The 15,902-nt window shown below is 56.5% G+C and carries 14 protein-coding genes; all 14 read right to left on the reverse strand.

Annotated features, from left to right (window positions below; genetic code table 11):
• Positions 1-43 precede the first annotated feature (43 nt).
• On the reverse strand, positions 44-856 hold the full coding sequence (locus tag RW114_RS15180) for an MIP/aquaporin family protein (RefSeq protein ID WP_340123606.1): 813 nt from the start codon (positions 854-856) through the stop codon (positions 44-46).
• Between the two features lie 25 nt (positions 857-881).
• Entirely contained in the window at positions 882-1,757 is an 876-nt protein-coding gene (locus RW114_RS15185) for an ADP-polyphosphate phosphotransferase (protein ID WP_340123607.1), read from the reverse strand.
• A 183-nt stretch (positions 1,758-1,940) separates the two neighbouring features.
• Positions 1,941-2,096, reverse strand: a complete 156-nt coding sequence (locus RW114_RS15190; protein ID WP_340123608.1) for a hypothetical protein — start codon at positions 2,094-2,096, stop codon at positions 1,941-1,943.
• A complete protein-coding gene (locus RW114_RS15195) occupies positions 2,093-2,272 on the reverse strand; it encodes a hypothetical protein (protein ID WP_340123609.1) in 180 nt (59 codons plus the stop codon). Before RW114_RS15195 ends, RW114_RS15190 begins: the two co-directional genes overlap by 4 nt.
• A gap of 30 nt (positions 2,273-2,302) precedes the next feature.
• Positions 2,303-3,304, reverse strand: coding sequence for a TIGR00341 family protein (locus tag RW114_RS15200; RefSeq protein ID WP_340123610.1), 1,002 nt, complete (start codon positions 3,302-3,304; stop codon positions 2,303-2,305).
• A 7-nt stretch (positions 3,305-3,311) separates the two neighbouring features.
• Positions 3,312-5,675 carry a phosphoketolase family protein gene (locus RW114_RS15205; RefSeq protein ID WP_340123611.1) on the reverse strand — a complete coding sequence of 788 codons (2,364 nt, stop codon included), beginning with the start codon at positions 5,673-5,675 and terminating at the stop codon, positions 3,312-3,314.
• Positions 5,672-9,298 (reverse strand): HAD-IC family P-type ATPase, encoded by a 3,627-nt coding sequence (locus tag RW114_RS15210; protein ID WP_340123612.1) that lies wholly within the window; start codon positions 9,296-9,298, stop codon positions 5,672-5,674. The genes RW114_RS15205 and RW114_RS15210 overlap by 4 nt, the downstream gene beginning before the upstream one ends.
• Positions 9,295-9,594 carry a hypothetical protein gene (locus RW114_RS15215; protein WP_340123613.1) on the reverse strand — a complete coding sequence of 100 codons (300 nt, stop codon included), beginning with the start codon at positions 9,592-9,594 and terminating at the stop codon, positions 9,295-9,297. Before RW114_RS15215 ends, RW114_RS15210 begins: the two co-directional genes overlap by 4 nt.
• Positions 9,595-9,621: 27 nt before the next feature.
• On the reverse strand, positions 9,622-10,401 hold the full coding sequence (locus RW114_RS15220) for a PRC-barrel domain-containing protein (RefSeq protein ID WP_340123614.1): 780 nt from the start codon (positions 10,399-10,401) through the stop codon (positions 9,622-9,624).
• A 21-nt stretch (positions 10,402-10,422) separates the two neighbouring features.
• Positions 10,423-10,584: a hypothetical protein gene (locus RW114_RS15225; RefSeq protein WP_340123615.1), complete on the reverse strand. Its 162-nt coding sequence runs from the start codon at positions 10,582-10,584 to the stop codon at positions 10,423-10,425.
• Positions 10,585-10,656: 72 nt separating this feature from the next.
• A complete protein-coding gene (locus RW114_RS15230; RefSeq protein WP_340123616.1) occupies positions 10,657-13,269 on the reverse strand; it encodes a copper-translocating P-type ATPase in 2,613 nt (870 codons plus the stop codon).
• A gap of 352 nt (positions 13,270-13,621) precedes the next feature.
• Entirely contained in the window at positions 13,622-14,173 is a 552-nt protein-coding gene (locus RW114_RS15235; protein ID WP_340123617.1) for a hypothetical protein, read from the reverse strand.
• Entirely contained in the window at positions 14,163-14,531 is a 369-nt protein-coding gene (locus RW114_RS15240) for a hypothetical protein (RefSeq protein ID WP_340123618.1), read from the reverse strand. Before RW114_RS15240 ends, RW114_RS15235 begins: the two co-directional genes overlap by 11 nt.
• A 172-nt stretch (positions 14,532-14,703) precedes the next feature.
• Positions 14,704-15,798 carry an acetate/propionate family kinase gene (locus RW114_RS15245; RefSeq protein WP_340123619.1) on the reverse strand — a complete coding sequence of 365 codons (1,095 nt, stop codon included), beginning with the start codon at positions 15,796-15,798 and terminating at the stop codon, positions 14,704-14,706.
• Positions 15,799-15,902: the final 104 nt, after the last annotated feature.

Consider the following 15,902-nt stretch of genomic DNA (forward strand, 5'->3'; position numbering starts at 1 on the left):
TCCAATCTCATCTGTTCGATTTTTTTACTTCTTTATCTCATTCTTATTCACGTGTCTGTGTTGACTCATCGACACCGATGGAACCTTGAGCCGCAAGCGAACCTGCAGTTGATGGCTTACCCCTTAATATCCACTCGAAGGCGACTCCTATCAGTGCACCCAGGATCGGTCCCGCCACATAAATCCACGCCGTGCCGAGGTCCCCACGCACTAAATCCGGCGCCAATGAGCGCGCCGGGTTCATCGAGGCTCCGCTGATCGGTGCCGCCCAAAGACCTGTCAGAGCAATATATCCACCCACTGCGATGGCGCCGTTGGCGCCGATGTTGCGCGCCCCTGTGGCCGTGCCCAGGATCGTGTTTACCAACCCGGCGGTCAACACTACTTCCATCATCAACGCGGTCCCACTGCCTACACCGCTACCCGGAACGGTCGCGCCCAGCGCACCGACAGAGCCAAACAGGGCTCGCAGGAAGAGCGCCGCCGCAATACCACCGATCAGCTGTGCCAAGATGTAACCCGGTACCCGGCGCCACGGGAAGTTACCCCGCAGGGTAAAGGCCAAGGTAACTGCCGGATTCAAATGCGCCCCGCTCACGGTGCCCATAAAGTAGATGATCGCCATCACCATGAGGCCGGGCGCAACCACTATCATGCCCAGGCTGACAGCGCCGCCGCTCTGGGCAGCAACTACCCCGCCACCCGCAGCGACGAGAACCAACAGGAACGTACCCCACATCTCGGCAAAGAGACGACGCCACTCATGCACCGGATCCATGAAGTCGGGAGACACCTGCATCTGAATCATCCGTTCCTGCTGCATCGCGTTAAACCGGTCTGTGCGAAATGATGTCATATATACCCCTCGGTTCGTTGCTAAATCAGCCTTGCTTCTCAAGCCGCTTGCGGATCGTCAGCAATTCCTGTTCGCGTTTTGAGGAGGTTTTTGGATAGCTCATTTTGAGCGCCTTGAAAGTATCGAGAATAATCTCGGAAATAATCAGCCGGGCGTTCTTCTTGTCGTCGGCGGGGACCACATACCAGGGTGCGTTTTTTGTACTGGTTGCACTCAGGCACGCCTCATAGGCCTGCATGTACAGATTCCAGAATTTCCTCTCCTCAATGTCGGCAAGACTGAATTTCCAGTTTTTTTCGGGCTCGTCGATGCGATCGAGAAAGCGCTTCCGCTGTTCTTCCTCTGATAAATGAAGGAAGAACTTGATGATCCGTGTGCCGTTACGATAAAGATGCTTTTCCAGGTCCACAATAGACCGATAGCGCTCCTCCCAGATGGTTTTTTCTTCGAGCAGATCGTCCGGCAGCTTTTGACTGCGCAATATCTCCGGATGCACACGAACGATCAATACCTCCTCGTAGTAGGAGCGATTGAAAATGCCGATCCGGCCGCGTTCCGGCAAATTCTTGGAGGTGCGCCACAAAAAATCGTGATCCAGTTCCGTAGCACTCGGATGTTTAAAGCTGAACACCTGGCAGCCTTGCGGATTGACACCGGACATGACGTGCCGGATGGCGCCGTCCTTGCCGGCGGCATCCATGGCCTGAAAAATCAGCAACAGCGCGTAGCGGTCAGAGGCGTAGTGAAGACGTTGCAGAGAGCTCAACTCCTCAATCTGTTCTTCGAGAATTTTGTGGTACTTCTTCTTTGACTTGTACACTGGGTCCACGAGCGTCGGCCACTTTTCGAGGTTGACCTTTTCGCCTTCCGGCACCCGGAAATCTTTGACATTTATTTTCATCTTCTTACCTTGTGTTTGCTGTACATGCGTTAATTCTACCTTGTAGGATTAATGGGCAAGCTCGTCATACCCGCTTCCATGCCGGAATGACGATCTTGGGAAGTATTGATTACGTAACCTGACAAGAGTGTCCAAGGCTTTCATGGTGCGGGCGACAGATTGGCTATCTCCGGCGCCGGCGGGTCAGTCTCTATGGCTCTTTTGATCGCGCAGCCGCCCCAGGGTGCTATCGATCAATCTGCACAACTTATCAGCAGCGCCGTCAACGGCTTGATCCAAGGTCTGAGCATGGTGAGTGACCGCAACCGGCTGGCGGCCTTCGAGGCGTGCTTCCATCATGCAACGAATGTCATCATTGCCGTGCTTCTTGTCGCTGTTCTCATCCTCAGGTGGACTTCCACTCGCGTGATGTGATCGCTGATTTGGCTCAAGGCACTTTCTATGATGCCACTGACATGAGCGGCCAGTGCCTCGTGACCTTCGATATTGTGGTCGGTATTAATTTGGATTTGCATGGTATGCTCCTGTTTTGATTATGATAATATTCAGCTCTTTTGAAACAGCAGGATCAGGACGATCAATACCGCGAACATTGCTACCCATAGCTTGAGTGCGGTGTGCGTGGCTTTATCGGCTTGATCTTTCTCCCACCAGGTTGCCGGATGAATGCCTTGCGCCATAAACGTCGTTACCCCAGCAAGGTTTATACTGATCAAATTCACCAGAAACAACGACAACGCACCCATTGCCAATGCCGGATGGCCTCCGCCCAGCAGCAGCCCAAAGGCCACCAACGGCGGCAATAACGCCACCGCCACCATCACCCCGATCAGTGCCGTCCCTACACCCGTTGTAAATGCCAGTGCGCCCGCGCAGCCTGACGCCAATGCCACCGCGATGTCGCCCATTCCCACCCCGTTGCGCGACGCCAGTTCTGGCGAATCTGGGTTCACTTGCAGCAGTATGCCGATAAATACCGACAACACCATGGTCGTCACGATCCCAGCCAATGCCGTTCGGATTGCGCTACGAAGCAGCGACAAGTCACCCAGCGTCGTGCCAAGCGACAACGCCATGTTCGGTCCGAGCAAGGGCGCAATCACCATCGCCCCAATGATGATGGCTACGCTGTCGTAATACAGTCCAACGGACGCCACGATGGTGGACAACACCACCATCGCCAGATAAACCTGCGAATACTGCGCAGCATTTTTGATGTCCTCGTACATCTCCTCCCGGCTGATCCGCTCCGGTGATTTTTCCTCCGGCAGTTGTTCGGGTGCATCGACCGCTTCTGGCTTGGCACGCGGCAATGTCGCTTCGACAGCCAGAATCACTACTCGGTTGCCTTCCTTGTCGGTGTAGCGTTTATCCAATAAATCCAGCACGGCCTCGCTTTGTTCCGATTCCAATAAAATGCGTACCAGTACTTCCCCATCCGATAATCGGATCTGCCGATGTTCCAGCACCTTGTGCTCCTTGAGTAGTTCCAGGACTTCTTCGCTGTCCTGCCCCGTTAATACCATTTCAATTAATCGTAGTGCCATAGTCGTTTCACCCTTTCCATTTCCAGTTGCGGATTTCCGGCATGTCTTGACCGTACTTGTCGATGTACTGTTTGTGCTCGATGAGCTTGTCCTTGAGCTGTTGCTTCAGGTAGATACCCTTGTCGCCGGTCTGCGGCAGGCGGTCGATGGTGTCCATCACCAGGTGGAAGCGGTCCAGATCGTTCAGCACCGTCATATCAAAGGGCGTGGTAATAGTGCCTTCTTCCTTGTAACCACGGACATGAATATTATCGTGGTTGGTGCGGCGGTAGGTAAGCCGGTGGATCAGCCACGGATAGCCATGGAAGGCGAAGATGACCGGCCTGTCTTTGGTGAAGAGCGCATCGAAATCCCTATCGCTCAATCCGTGCGGGTGCTCGAGTTGCGGCTGCAACTTCATGAGATCGACGACATTGACCACCCGGATTTTCAGGTCGGGCAAGTGCTCGCGCAGAATGGATACGGCGGCAAGCGTCTCCAGCGTGGGCACGTCGCCACAGCAGGCCATGACCACGTCGGGTTCAGCGCCTGCGTCATTGCCGGCCCACTGCCAGATGCCGATGCCTGCCGTGCAGTGCTTGATGGCGGCATCCATCGTCAGCCATTGCGGTGCTTGATACTTGCCCGCGATCACGACATTGACGTAGTGGCGGCTGCGCAGGCAATGATCCCAGACCGAGAGCAGACAGTTGGCATCCGGCGGCAGATACACGCGCGCGACGGAGGCTTTCTTGTTGACGACATGGTCGATGAAACCGGGGTCTTGATGGGTAAAGCCGTTGTGCATCTGCTGCCAGACATGCGAAGCCAGCAGATAATTCAGGGAAGCGATTTTCCGCCGCCACGGCAGCTCCGACGTGACCTTCAACCACTTGGCGTGTTGGTTGAACATCGAATCGATGATATGGATGAACGCCTCATAGCAGTTGAATAATCCGTGCCGGCCCGTAAGCAGGTAACCTTCGAACCAGCCTTCGCATTGATGCTCGCTCAACATCTCCATCACCCGGCCATTCAGGGCGAGGAACTCGTCGTTGTCCTGCGTCCGTGCGTCCCACTGCCGGCTGGTCACCTCAAACACGGCGCCCAGGCGGTTGGAAAGTGTTTCGTCGGGACCGAAAATCCGAAAATTGCGCTGTTCCCGATTAAGCTTGACCACATCGCGTAAAAACACGCCGAGCTCATGCGCATCGGCAGCGGTAACCGATCCGGGTGACGGCACATTAACTGCGTAGTTGCGAAAATCAGGCATGATCAGGTCGCGTAGCAGCAGGCCGCCGTTAGCGTGTGGATTGGCGCCCATGCGGCGTTTGCCCTTGGGCGCGAGTTCGGCCAGTTCCGGATTCAGCCTGCCCTGCGTATCGAACAGCTCTTCCGGCCGGTAGCACCGCAACCAGTCCTCTAGCAGCTTGAGGTGTTCGGGATGGGTGGACGGGTCGGAAAGCGGCACCTGATGTGCACGGAAAGTCCCTTCAATTTGCAGGCCGTCCACCCATTTCGGCCCTGTCCAGCCTTTCGGTGATTTGAGTACGATCATGGGCCAGCGCGGGCGCATGGTGTTGCCGTTGACGCGCGCTTCGTGCTGGATGCGTTTGATTTCTTCCACCGCCGAGTCGAGCGTTGCGGCCATGGCCTCGTGCATCAGCGCAGGCTCATGTCCCTCGACGTAATAAGGTATCCAGCCGTTGCCGCGCATAAACTGATCCAGCTCTTCCGGCTCGATGCGCGCGAAGACGGTCGGGTTGGCGATCTTGTAGCCGTTGAGGTGCAGGATCGGCAGCACCGCGCCATCGGTAGCCGGGTCGAGAAATTTGTTGGAATGCCATGCGGTAGCCAGCGGTCCGGTTTCCGCTTCGCCATCGCCAACGACACAGGCGACGATGAGATCGGGATTGTCAAACACCGCGCCGAACGCATGGCTGAGTGAATAGCCCAGCTCGCCGCCCTCGTGGATCGAGCCCGGGCACTCCGGCGAGGCGTGACTGGGAATGCCGCCGGGAAACGAGAATTGAAGAAAGAGCTTTTGCAGTCCGGCTTCATCCTGGCTGATGTCGGGATAGATCTCGCTGTAAGTACCTTCGAGATACGTATTAGCCACCACGGACGGGCCGCCGTGTCCGGGACCGGAGATGTAAATCATGTCGAGGTCATATTTTTTGATGACCCGGTTCAGGTGCACGTAAATGAAGTTCTGCCCGGGGGTCGTGCCCCAGTGTCCCAGCAGCATGTGCTTCACATCCGCGAGCGTCAGCGGCCGCTTCAGCAGCGGATTGTCGTAAAGATAAATCTGGCCGACCGACAGATAGTTGGCGGCGCGCCAGTAGGCGTCCATCTTGTCGAGCAGTTCCGGGGAAAGCGTCTTGGTATTCATGGTTTAATTCCTTGGGTTGAGTGAGCTATCATTGTTTCCGCAGGCACTTGTCCTTCGGACTGAGCGGCGCACAGGCAGGCGCCGAAGATGAAAATGCACCCGGAAAGGAAAATCCACAGCAATAATGCCATTATCCCGCCGAATGCCCCATAGACTGCGTTTAACGTGGCGAAGTTCTCGAGGTAGATCACAAATAGACTTTCGGCCGCCAGCAAGAGCGCCGTGGCGCATAGAGCGGCAATCCAGACTTCAGCAAAGCGCGTGGGCCGACGCGGAGCCAGCCTGTAAAATAGGCTTAGACTGAGGAACACCACCAGCAAGGGGATAAAAAAGCTCCCCAGGATATAGATCCAGGAACTGAAATCATGCTCTGGTAAAAGCCAATCCTTCGTCATTTTCGCCAGCACCGGCACCGCGACGGCCAGGAGGACCGAGCTGACCAGGATGATGAGAAAACCCAGGCTTTTGAACGGCAGCCGCCACCAATTGGAGACCTCGACGCCCCAGGCCTGGTTGGTGACTCGGATCAGTGTCGCGAAGAAACCCATGGCTGCCCAAATCAGCATGAGAAATGCAAGCACACCCGCCTGCCCGCGCGCTTTGATGACACCGGCGATGGTATCAAAAATGGTGTTCTGCATTTCACCATTAATCGGGACGTAAGTTTCAATGTAAGCAATGACCTCTGTTCCAGCCCGGTCCCGGTCGATAAAAGCAGAGGCAATTGTGACGATGAGGATAATCATAGGAAACAGCGAGAAGAAGGCGTAGTGCGCGAACGCCGCCGCAGACTGCGCTCCGTCTATCTGTGAAAACTTTTTCAGTGCAAGCCAGAGTATGGCCCAAACCCCGCTGGTCTTTTGATCAGGCCGTTTGGCATATTCATCTGGCTCAGTCTTTCTTTGTCGCAGGGTGTTCCGCACCGCCTTCACTAGCCCCAAAACCATCAGCGGGATGGCGCCCACCGCGAGTAGCATGAAGCAATCGGCGAGCGGCACAAATGACGTCTTCAGGAAGCGGCTCAGAAGCGCGTTATGATGGCTCCACACCTGGAGTCCAAATGAGAGAGCGACGACGAGGAGAAGGTTGAGGTTGGAAAGCAGTGGAATACGCCAGACCGGCTTGGTCTCGCTGCGGGCGCCAAAAGAGCGCAAGAGTTCGGCAAAGACCAGAGTCGCAAAAGCCTCGGTGCGGGCCATTTCTTCGGTTCCCGTCTTCAAGCCGTAGAGGTACACCGCGAACGCCACGCCGGCGGTGAGTATACCCGTGAGAAGCATTGTTCCCAGGAAGCCGCCGTCAGTAATCCGCTCGGACCGGCGGCGAGGTTGGCGTTTCATCACGTCGGGGTCGATGGGATCGGTGGCCAGGCAAAGCGCGGGCAGACCGTCGGTAACGAGATTGATCCAGAGCAGGTGAATCGGCAGCAGCGGCGTCGGCAGTCCGATGATCACGCAGAAGGTCATCAGCAGGAGTTCGCCGGTGTTGCCCGCCAGCAGGTATTGGAGCGTCTTGCGGACATTGTCGTAGATACCGCGCCCCTCTTCGACGGCGGCGACGATCGAGGCGAAGTTGTCATCGGTGACAATCATGTCCGCCGCCTGCTTGGTGACTTCCGTTCCTGATTTCCCCATGGCGATGCCGATGTCGGCGCCCTTGATGGCCGGGGCGTCGTTGACGCCGTCGCCGGTCATCGCCACCACCGCATCATTCGCTTTCCAGGCGCGGATGATGCGCAATTTGTGCTCGGCGGTGACGCGGGCGTACACGGCGATTTTGGGCGCTCGCTGCCGGAGATCATCGTCGGACAGCCTGTCCAAATCGACACCCGCGACCGCCAGGTCGTCGTCTGAAGCGATGCCGATTTCCCTCGCAATGGCCGTCGCGGTATCGGGATGGTCGCCGGTAATCATCACGACGCGAATGCCGGCGGCGCGACACTTGGCCACGGCGTCTTTGGCCTCCTGCCGGGGCGGATCATACATTCCTGTTAAACCGACGAACACGAGATCCTTCTCCACGGCGTCTGCCGTCAGGTCGACGGGCGAAGCGTTGTCCAGGTCGCGCCAGGCCGAACCGAGCACGCGCAGGGCTTGCTGCGCCATCGCGGTGTTTTGCGCCGTGATGTTCCGGCGATCCTCGTCCGTCATGGGCCGGACCCCGGTGCTGGTGTAGAGATTTGTGCAGCGCTCCAACAGCACGTCGGGCGCGCCGTTGATGAAGGCGCGGAGCTTCCCGTCCGGCAGCTTGCGAATCACCGTGCTGCGTTTGCGGTCGGAGTCGAAAGGTATCTCGTGATGCTTCGGCAACTCCTTATCGATACGTTCCTGGTTGCCGCCGGCTTTGGTGCCGGCGGCAAGCAAGGCGCCTTCGGTGGGATCGCCGACGGTTTTCCAAGTCCCTTCTTCCTGGACGAGATGGGCGTTGTTGCAGCCGAGGAGGATGGTCGCGAGTTCGAGCAGCGGTGCGGTGTGCGGCGCTTCGGCCTTCTTGCCCTCGAAGCGGACTTCGCCATCCGGCCCATAGCCTTCGCCGGTGACTTCGTAGCTTTGACCCGCGACGTAGAGCGTGCGCACGGTCATCTCGCCGAGGGTCAAGGTGCCGGTCTTGTCCGTGCAGATGACCGTCGCCGAGCCGAGCGTCTCGACGGCGGCCAGTTTGCGCACGAGCGCGCGGCGTCGGGCCATGCGCTGCACGCCAAGCGCGAGCGATACCGTGACCACGGCCGGCAGCCCTTCTGGTACGGCGGCCACCGCAAGGCTGACCGAGGTCATAAACAACTCCAGGAGTTTCGTCCCGCGCAGCAGCCCCAGCCCAAACAGCAGCGCGATGATGCCCAGCGTCGCCCAGACGAGGATGCGTCCGAACGAATCGAGTTTCTGCTGAAGCGGTGTACCATCCTCCGCACCCGCCTCTGCAATCAGTCCAGCGATGCGGCCCAACTCGGTCTGCATTGCCGTGGCTACAACGACGGCTTGGCCAGTGCCTGCCACAACGCTGGTGCCCATGAACACCATGTTCTCGCGGTCGCCGAGCGAAATGTCGCCCTGTTCCAAAGCCGCGTGCTGCTTGGTCACCGCCTCCGATTCGCCGGTCAGCGCGGACTCAATGCACTTGAGCGAGGCCGCTTCCAGGAGCCGGGCATCAGCCGCGATCAGGTCGCCGGCCTCCAGCTCAAGGATGTCACCGGCGACGATTCCCGAGGCGGGAATCGAAGTGACTTGCCCGTCGCGCCGCACTTTGGCCTGGGGAGCGGTCATTTTTTTGAGCGCGGCGATGGATTTCTCCGCGTTGAACTCCTGGTAGAAGCCGATGACGGCGTTGAGGACGACGATCGTGAGAATGGCGATGGCGTCCACCACTTCGCCCAGCACGCCGGAGATGAGGCCGGCCGCGATGAGAATCCAAATGATGAGACTCTTGAACTGGCCGAGAAAAATCTGCAGCGGGCTGATGCGCTTGCCTTCTTTCAGCTCGTTCGGGCCGTCAGCCGCAAGGCGTTGCGCGGCTTCCGTCGCCGAAAGCCCGGTCGCTGCGGAGCCAAGTTGTGCCAGCACTTCCTCGGCAGCCTGGCTGTGCCAGGCTTGGGCTTTTGGTTGTTCGGCGATGGCGGGCGCAGGGGTCATGGGGTGGCTCCTTCAATCGCCAGCTCCGCCTTTGGTGGAACCGTCCTTTCGAGCATTGTTCTCTCCATGCGCCACACTGAACGAACAATCATCAGTTCTTCGTTCGCGCGAATGACGCGAACCTTTACCTGGCAGGCATCCGAGGAAATGACTTCCGCAATATCGCCATTGCGCAACTCATTCAATTCAATGCCGGGGAAGCTCAATCTTACAGAGATCCGCGGGCGAATGAGCTGCGTGTTTTCGCCTATGCGACCAGGGAATGCCAGCGTTTCAAGATCGAGTAAGTCACGCATGCAAGAAAACTCATTCTTGTACTTGCTTCAACGGGAATGATCCTTGGCAGCCGGATCCTCGATCCAGTAACCCTGACGATCGTAATGTCGGTGCAGTCCGGCCTCATAATCCCGGGTTAGCAGAGACTCCTCCGTGTATTCCGGTGACTGCCTGATGGCCTCCCGGGTGAGATTAACGAAGACTGTCGACTCGCTCCAACTAACCCGCTCGATCCATTGCGGTGAAACCAGGACTTTTTTCCCCGGCCACCAGTTTTGCGTATTGATGATTAGATAACGAATCGTCCACGTTTCGTCGTCGATGATAAAATCCTCGACATTGCCAATATCGCCGTCTTCGGCTTGGATGTGATGGCCGCTCACATCGAATGTGCTGCGCAAATGCGGATCCCACGCTTTTTCACCCTCAGTGGGTTCTTTCCACTTTTCACGGTCGCGCACAATGTAGGGATAAGATGGATAAGCTCCCCACATGAATGGGCCGCCCCAATACATCGGCCATCCATAATACTCGTAGTAGGACTCTTCGAATTGTCGAGAAACGGGCTTGTCACTGTCCAGGGGTGGACTGTCTTCAATCTGCTTTTGGGTCAAATCGATGGCGATGAATTGCTCTTCTTTATTCACGGCGATCAGCGCATACGGTGAGATCAATACCTTTCTGCCCGTAAGCCAATTTCCTGTGTCGGCAACCAGATAGCGAATCGTCCAAAAGTGGTCATCGAAGTAGAATTCATTGACCGTCCCTATTTCCCCGTCGAGGCTGTGTAATTTGTAACCTTTTAGTGTTTGGGCTTTATTTAGCATAATAGTATTCCTTTCGTTGTTTTAGTTTCGTTTTTGTTCACTGTTGAATTCCACGCCTTTTTTGTTCATGGTCTCTTTGAGGTTGTGCACCTGCATCACGCCAAAGTGATTGGCCTGTACGGCGGCTTGTAAGGCAGCCTCAGCTTCCGTTACGTTTTTAAAGGTAAATAATTTGACCAGCATAAGATGACCTCTCAAGGGTAATAGTTGACATAAGTTACAGTGCAGGACGCTGGATTATTTTTAACAGCTTGGTCATTTTTTGGCTTCAGGCTTTGGCTCGACCTTGGCTTCAGATTCAGACTCGGCTTTGGCTGAATCAAAAATCTCTTTTTGAATCTCCTTCTCCGCCTGCTCCCAGTCTTGAACTGCACGACCTCGTTCCTCGTAGATTTCAAAGGCTCGCTTGGCGATCTGTGACGTCAAATCGGACGGTGTCTCTGCCTTGGCTTCAGGCTGAGGCTCAGCTTTGGCTTCAGGCTGAGGCTCGGCTTTGGCTTCAGGCTGTGGCTCGGCTTTGGCTTCAGGCTGTGGCTCGGCTTTGGCTTCAGGCTGAGGCTCGGCTTTAGCTTCAGGCTGAGGCTCGGCTTTAGCTTCAGGCTGAGGCTCGGCTTTAGCTTCAGGCTGAGGCTCGGCTTTAGCTTCAGGCTGAGGCTCGGCTTTGGTTTCAGGCTGTGGCTCGGCTTTAGCTTCAGGCTGAGGCTCGGCTTTAGCTTCAGGTTGAGGCTCGGCTTTGGTTTCAGGCTGTGGCTCGGCTTTAGCTTCAGGCTGTGGCTCGGCTTTAGCTTCAGGCTGAGGCTCGGCTTTGGCTTCAGGCTGAGGCTCGGCTTTGGCATCAGATTTAGGCTCGGCCTTCAGTCTCAGCAGTCGCGCGTTGATGGCCACAATCACCGTGCTCGCCGACATCAGCACCGCACCCAGAGCGGGAGTGAGCAGCACGCCCCACGCATAAAGCGCGCCGGCCGCCAGCGGAATGGCGACAACGTTGTAGCCCGTGGCCCAGACCAGGTTCTGAATCATCTTGCCATAGGTGGCGCGGGAGAGCTGCACGATAGCAACGACATCCAGCGGATTACTGCGCACCAGAATCACGTCGGCGGTTTCCACCGCCACATCGGAACCGGCGCCGATGGCAATGCCCACATCCGCCTGCGCCAGCGCCGGGGCATCGTTCACGCCGTCGCCGGTCATCGCCACCAAAACGCCTCGTGTTTGGACTTCTTTCACTTTGGCGGCCTTGTCCTGCGGCAAGACTTCGGCGAAATATTCATCCAGTCCGATCTGATCCGAGACCCATTGGGCCGTCGCCTTGTTATCACCGGTAAGCATCATGCAGCGAATATTTAATGCCTTGAGGGCAGCAATGGCTTGCTTTGCCTCGGGGCGGATAATGTCAGCCAAGGCGATCGCACCTTTCAGCTGCCCGTCCACAAGGACAAACACGACAGTTTTGCCCTGGGCTTGCAGCGGTTCGACGCGCTGGTCATCGTGCGCGATGCTCTGTTCTATCAAGTAGCCGGGGCTAACCACTTTGACATCTCTGTCATCAACCTTGCCTTCGGCGCCTTTGCCGGGGATGCTTTTGAAACCTTCGACGGGCAGCTTCTGCTCCGAAGAATCAGCGATAGCTTTGGCTATAGGGTGTTCTGAATTTGCATCCACGGAAGCCGCATACTTGCGCAGCGTTTCTTCATCGATGTCCTGAGCAAGCAACAGCGTATCGGTCACGCCGAAGCGGCCCTCGGTTAATGTGCCGGTCTTGTCAAAAATGATGGCCTGCAGTTTACGGGCACTTTCAAATGCGCCGCGATTACGAATCAGCAGGCCGTTGCTCGCAGCCAAGGCCGTGGAGACGGCCACCACCAGCGGCACCGCCAGGCCGAGCGCATGCGGACAAGTAATCACCATCACCGTCACAGCGCGTTCAATGGCAAAGGCGAACTCCTTATTCATCAGAACCAGCCAGATCAAGAATGTGAGCAAGCCGCCTCCCAAGGCGATAATGGTAAGCCACATTGCGGCGGTATCGGCGAGGTTTTGGGTTTTTGATTTGCTTTCCTGTGCCTGCTTGACCAGATCGATGACCTGCGACAGGAAAGAGTCCTTGCCGGTGCCTTTCACCTCAATGGTGAGCGAGCCTTCGCCATTGATAGCGCCGCCAATCACCTTGCCGCCTGTTTTCTTGCTGACCGGGGTTGACTCCCCGGTCAGCATCGCTTCATTGACCGAGCTCTCACCCTCAACGATGACACCATCCGCAGGGATCTTCTCCCCCGGTTTGATCAGCACCTTGTCACCAACGGTCAACTCGCCGAGAGGTACGTCTTTCACGCTGCCGTCAGGCATGAGTTTGTGCGCATCGGAGGGCATCAGTTTAGCCAGTTCCTCCAGTGCCTTTGAGGCGCCCATTACGGATTTCATTTCAATCCAGTGCCCGAGCAACATGATGTCAACGAGGGTGGCCAACTCCCAGAAAAACATTTTACCGGTCAGGCCGAATACCACGGCGCTGCTGTATAGATAGGCTGTGGTGATGGCGACGGCGACCAGCGTCATCATCCCTGGCTTGCGGGTTTTAAGTTCATTGAACAAGCCTTTGAGAAACGGCCATCCCCCATACCAAAAGACTGCGGAAGAAAGGCCGAATAGAACATAGATGTCGCCCGGAAAACGAATAGCTTCTCGCAGCCCCACCAGCGTTTGGAGCATCGGCGACAGGGCGAGAATCGGCAGGGTCAAGACCAGTGAGATCCAGAACCGGTTACGAAAATCCGCCGCCATGTGGGCATGGTGGCCTTGATGGTCGGTCCCGGCATGCGGCATTTCAGATTCAGGTTTATTTTTTGTCGCGTGTTCGTGTTGCTTCATTGGAGTCTCCTGTCAATTTTTATGGTTCTTCCATCAACGCTGATCAACCACGCCCCGCGATGCTTTGAACGGGTCTTGACAGACCAGCCATTCTCATTATGGAACTGGACGGCGGTCTGCAAGACAGTTGCAGTCTCACTCACCGTTTTGTTCGTAGCTAATTTGACCAGCATAGCGGGGCTCCTTTCATGGTTAACAGTTTGCGTTGTAGAGCAGCGCCGAGCGCTGAATTATTTTTTGGTCAGCTTGAGGATAACGACGACCAGCAGGACTATCAGCAACACGCCGATCACCGACCAAAGCCACATCCCTCCACCCATCCATCCGTCTGTATCATTCATCATGTTGTTCATTATAAAGCCCCTTTCGTTGCGCTGCGCCACACCCACCACTGGACAATCCAGATCGTGAGCGGAGGCAGCAGTGTCATTTGTAGTAGCGGCCACAGGCCCGCAGCAAGCACAGGCACCACGGGCATGCGCTCCGTGTGTGACCAGCGCCCGGCGGCAAGTGCCGCATGTTCCACCAACGTCGCGCAGACTAACCCCAAAAGAGCCGCCGTTGCATAGACGTTCCACGTGCCGCGCAAGCCCCATCCCGGATCGCCAGCGGCCAGCGCACTCGCCGCGCAAATAGCCAAGATTATTCCCACATCACCCACCGCCGCCCGCGTGCAAAGACCGATTGTGCTCGTCCAGGAATGGCCCGCCGCTTCGATGTAGAAGGACATCTGCGCTATTTCCCAGATTTCATTCAAAACGAAACTCGCCAACACCGTGGTCGCAAAGAATCGCCTCAACCGCCGCCAAGTCAGGCTGGAATGTGCGAAGGTTGAGCAGTCTCCGGCGTTTCCAGTTGGGTTGGCGTGGAGATTTTGTGGTGCGTTGTGGCGTTCAGCAGTCATTTCTGTTCTTTTTGATGTTTTTTGTGGGCCCCCGCGCCGATTTTTCGTCCATGTCCATCATCCCCTTCATCATCGGACACTTCGACATGGATTTCTTGCCCATCTGCATGTCCGCCATCATTTGCTGCATCATCTCCTCCTGCATCTTTGCCATTCGCGCATTCATGGCAGTCCGCTGTTCCACCATGCGAGTGACGATGGCGGCTATCAGACCCAACTTTTTGTCCGCCGGCGCGCTGTTCATCCTGGTAAGCTGCTCGGTAAGCTCAGCGTCCTGAGACTTCATGCCTTCCATCATTTTTTGTTTCTGTTCCATCATGTTCTGGCAGCGTCCCATCATTTTGGCCTCCGTCATCATTTTTCCCTCCGCAGGCTCGGCAGCTTGCGATTGGAATGTGTTCTATTCCTTTCATTTTGTTTGTCGTTTTTGTTCGGTGTTGACGTGCGGCTGTCAGCGTGTTTGAGAAATCGGTTTCATCTCGATCTGCTCGGGTGTCAGCACTCCTATTGCTCCAGCGTGGGCGGCTTCGCTATGGAAAATCGCGCAACGAAAACGGATCTGACTGAGAGCTGTATTTCGTTGCTTGGTCGGAATTCGTTTTTTCACTGACCATGCCAAGTCCGAGTGCGTGACAGACCGTCTTGGCAATCATCAGTTCTTCATCCGTATGCATAACGCGGACCGCTACCCGGCTGTCCGCCGTGGAAATCACATCCTTATCCGCCGCGTTTCGCCTTTCGTCGAGTTCGATGCCAAGAAATCCCAGCCCGCCGCAGATCCGGGTGCGGACTTTGGAGGCGTTCTCTCCGATGCCACCAGAGAACACCAGCGTGTCCAATCCGCCCAACGCCGCCGCAAACGCGCCGATCCATTTCTTGATTTGGTAGCAAAACAGCGCGACCGCTTCAGCCGCCCGCACGTCCTGCGTTTCAAGGCCGAGCAAGTCACGCATGTCGGAACTGGTTTCCGACACACCGAGCAGCCCGGACTGGGAATTGATCATTACGTTGAATTGCTTCGCGCTCATGTTTTCAGTGCGCGCCAGATACCAAAACAGTCCGGGATCGAGATCGCCTGAGCGGGTGCTCATCGGCACGCCGGCGGCCGGTGTGAAACCCATGCTGGTGTCCACGGATTTACCATCACGCACCGCCGCCAGGCTTGCGCCATTGCCGAGGTGGGCGAGAATGACCCGGCCTTGTGCCGCGTCCGTTCCGGCCAGTCGAGCCAGTTCACCCATAAGAAATTCATATGACAATCCGTGAAACCCGTATCGCCGAACCCCCTGCGCTTCATAGCGGCGCGGGATTGGCAACAACTGCGCCACGCGCGGTAGATCATGGTGAAAAGCCGTGTCGAAACACGCTACTTGGGGCAACTCAGGAAATCGGCGCTGAAACGCCTCGATCAACAGGATTTCCTCCGGCAGATGCTCAGGATCGAAGGGACTGAGTTGGTGCAGCTCCACAATCATTTCCGCAGTGATTCGCTGCGGCTTGCTATACTTCGGCCCGCCATGCACCACGCGATGTCCCACTGCGGCCAAGGCGTCGCGCCCGAGGCGTTCCTCGATCCAATCCATCAGAGCCCCCACCGCCACAGCATAGCTATCTACACAAGTCACATTAGGAAATCCTGAGCTGTTTCTTGCAAAGCGGCAAGCTCCTCATGGGAGTAACAATCCAACACCTCCTGCATAGAAAGGAATATCCATAATCCTGCCAACAA

Origin of the sequence: Methylobacter svalbardensis, from assembly GCF_037671525.1 — a bacterium.
Lineage (GTDB): Bacteria > Pseudomonadota > Gammaproteobacteria > Methylococcales > Methylomonadaceae > Methylobacter_A > Methylobacter_A svalbardensis.

Excerpts from the sequence above, each read along its gene's own strand:
- RW114_RS15180 (WP_340123606.1), bottom strand. The coding sequence starts at position 856 with ATGACATCATTTCGCACAGACCGGTTTAACGCGATGCAGCAGGAACGG.
- RW114_RS15185 (WP_340123607.1), bottom strand. The coding sequence starts at position 1,757 with ATGAAAATAAATGTCAAAGATTTCCGGGTGCCGGAAGGCGAAAAGGTC.
- RW114_RS15190 (WP_340123608.1), bottom strand. The coding sequence starts at position 2,096 with ATGATGGAAGCACGCCTCGAAGGCCGCCAGCCGGTTGCGGTCACTCAC.
- RW114_RS15195 (WP_340123609.1), bottom strand. The coding sequence starts at position 2,272 with ATGCAAATCCAAATTAATACCGACCACAATATCGAAGGTCACGAGGCA.
- RW114_RS15200 (WP_340123610.1), bottom strand. The coding sequence starts at position 3,304 with ATGGCACTACGATTAATTGAAATGGTATTAACGGGGCAGGACAGCGAA.
- RW114_RS15205 (WP_340123611.1), bottom strand. The coding sequence starts at position 5,675 with ATGAATACCAAGACGCTTTCCCCGGAACTGCTCGACAAGATGGACGCC.
- RW114_RS15210 (WP_340123612.1), bottom strand. The coding sequence starts at position 9,298 with ATGACCCCTGCGCCCGCCATCGCCGAACAACCAAAAGCCCAAGCCTGG.
- RW114_RS15215 (WP_340123613.1), bottom strand. The coding sequence starts at position 9,594 with ATGCGTGACTTACTCGATCTTGAAACGCTGGCATTCCCTGGTCGCATA.
- RW114_RS15220 (WP_340123614.1), bottom strand. The coding sequence starts at position 10,401 with ATGCTAAATAAAGCCCAAACACTAAAAGGTTACAAATTACACAGCCTC.
- RW114_RS15225 (WP_340123615.1), bottom strand. The coding sequence starts at position 10,584 with ATGCTGGTCAAATTATTTACCTTTAAAAACGTAACGGAAGCTGAGGCT.
- RW114_RS15230 (WP_340123616.1), bottom strand. The coding sequence starts at position 13,269 with ATGAAGCAACACGAACACGCGACAAAAAATAAACCTGAATCTGAAATG.
- RW114_RS15235 (WP_340123617.1), bottom strand. The coding sequence starts at position 14,173 with ATGACTGCTGAACGCCACAACGCACCACAAAATCTCCACGCCAACCCA.
- RW114_RS15240 (WP_340123618.1), bottom strand. The coding sequence starts at position 14,531 with ATGATGACGGAGGCCAAAATGATGGGACGCTGCCAGAACATGATGGAA.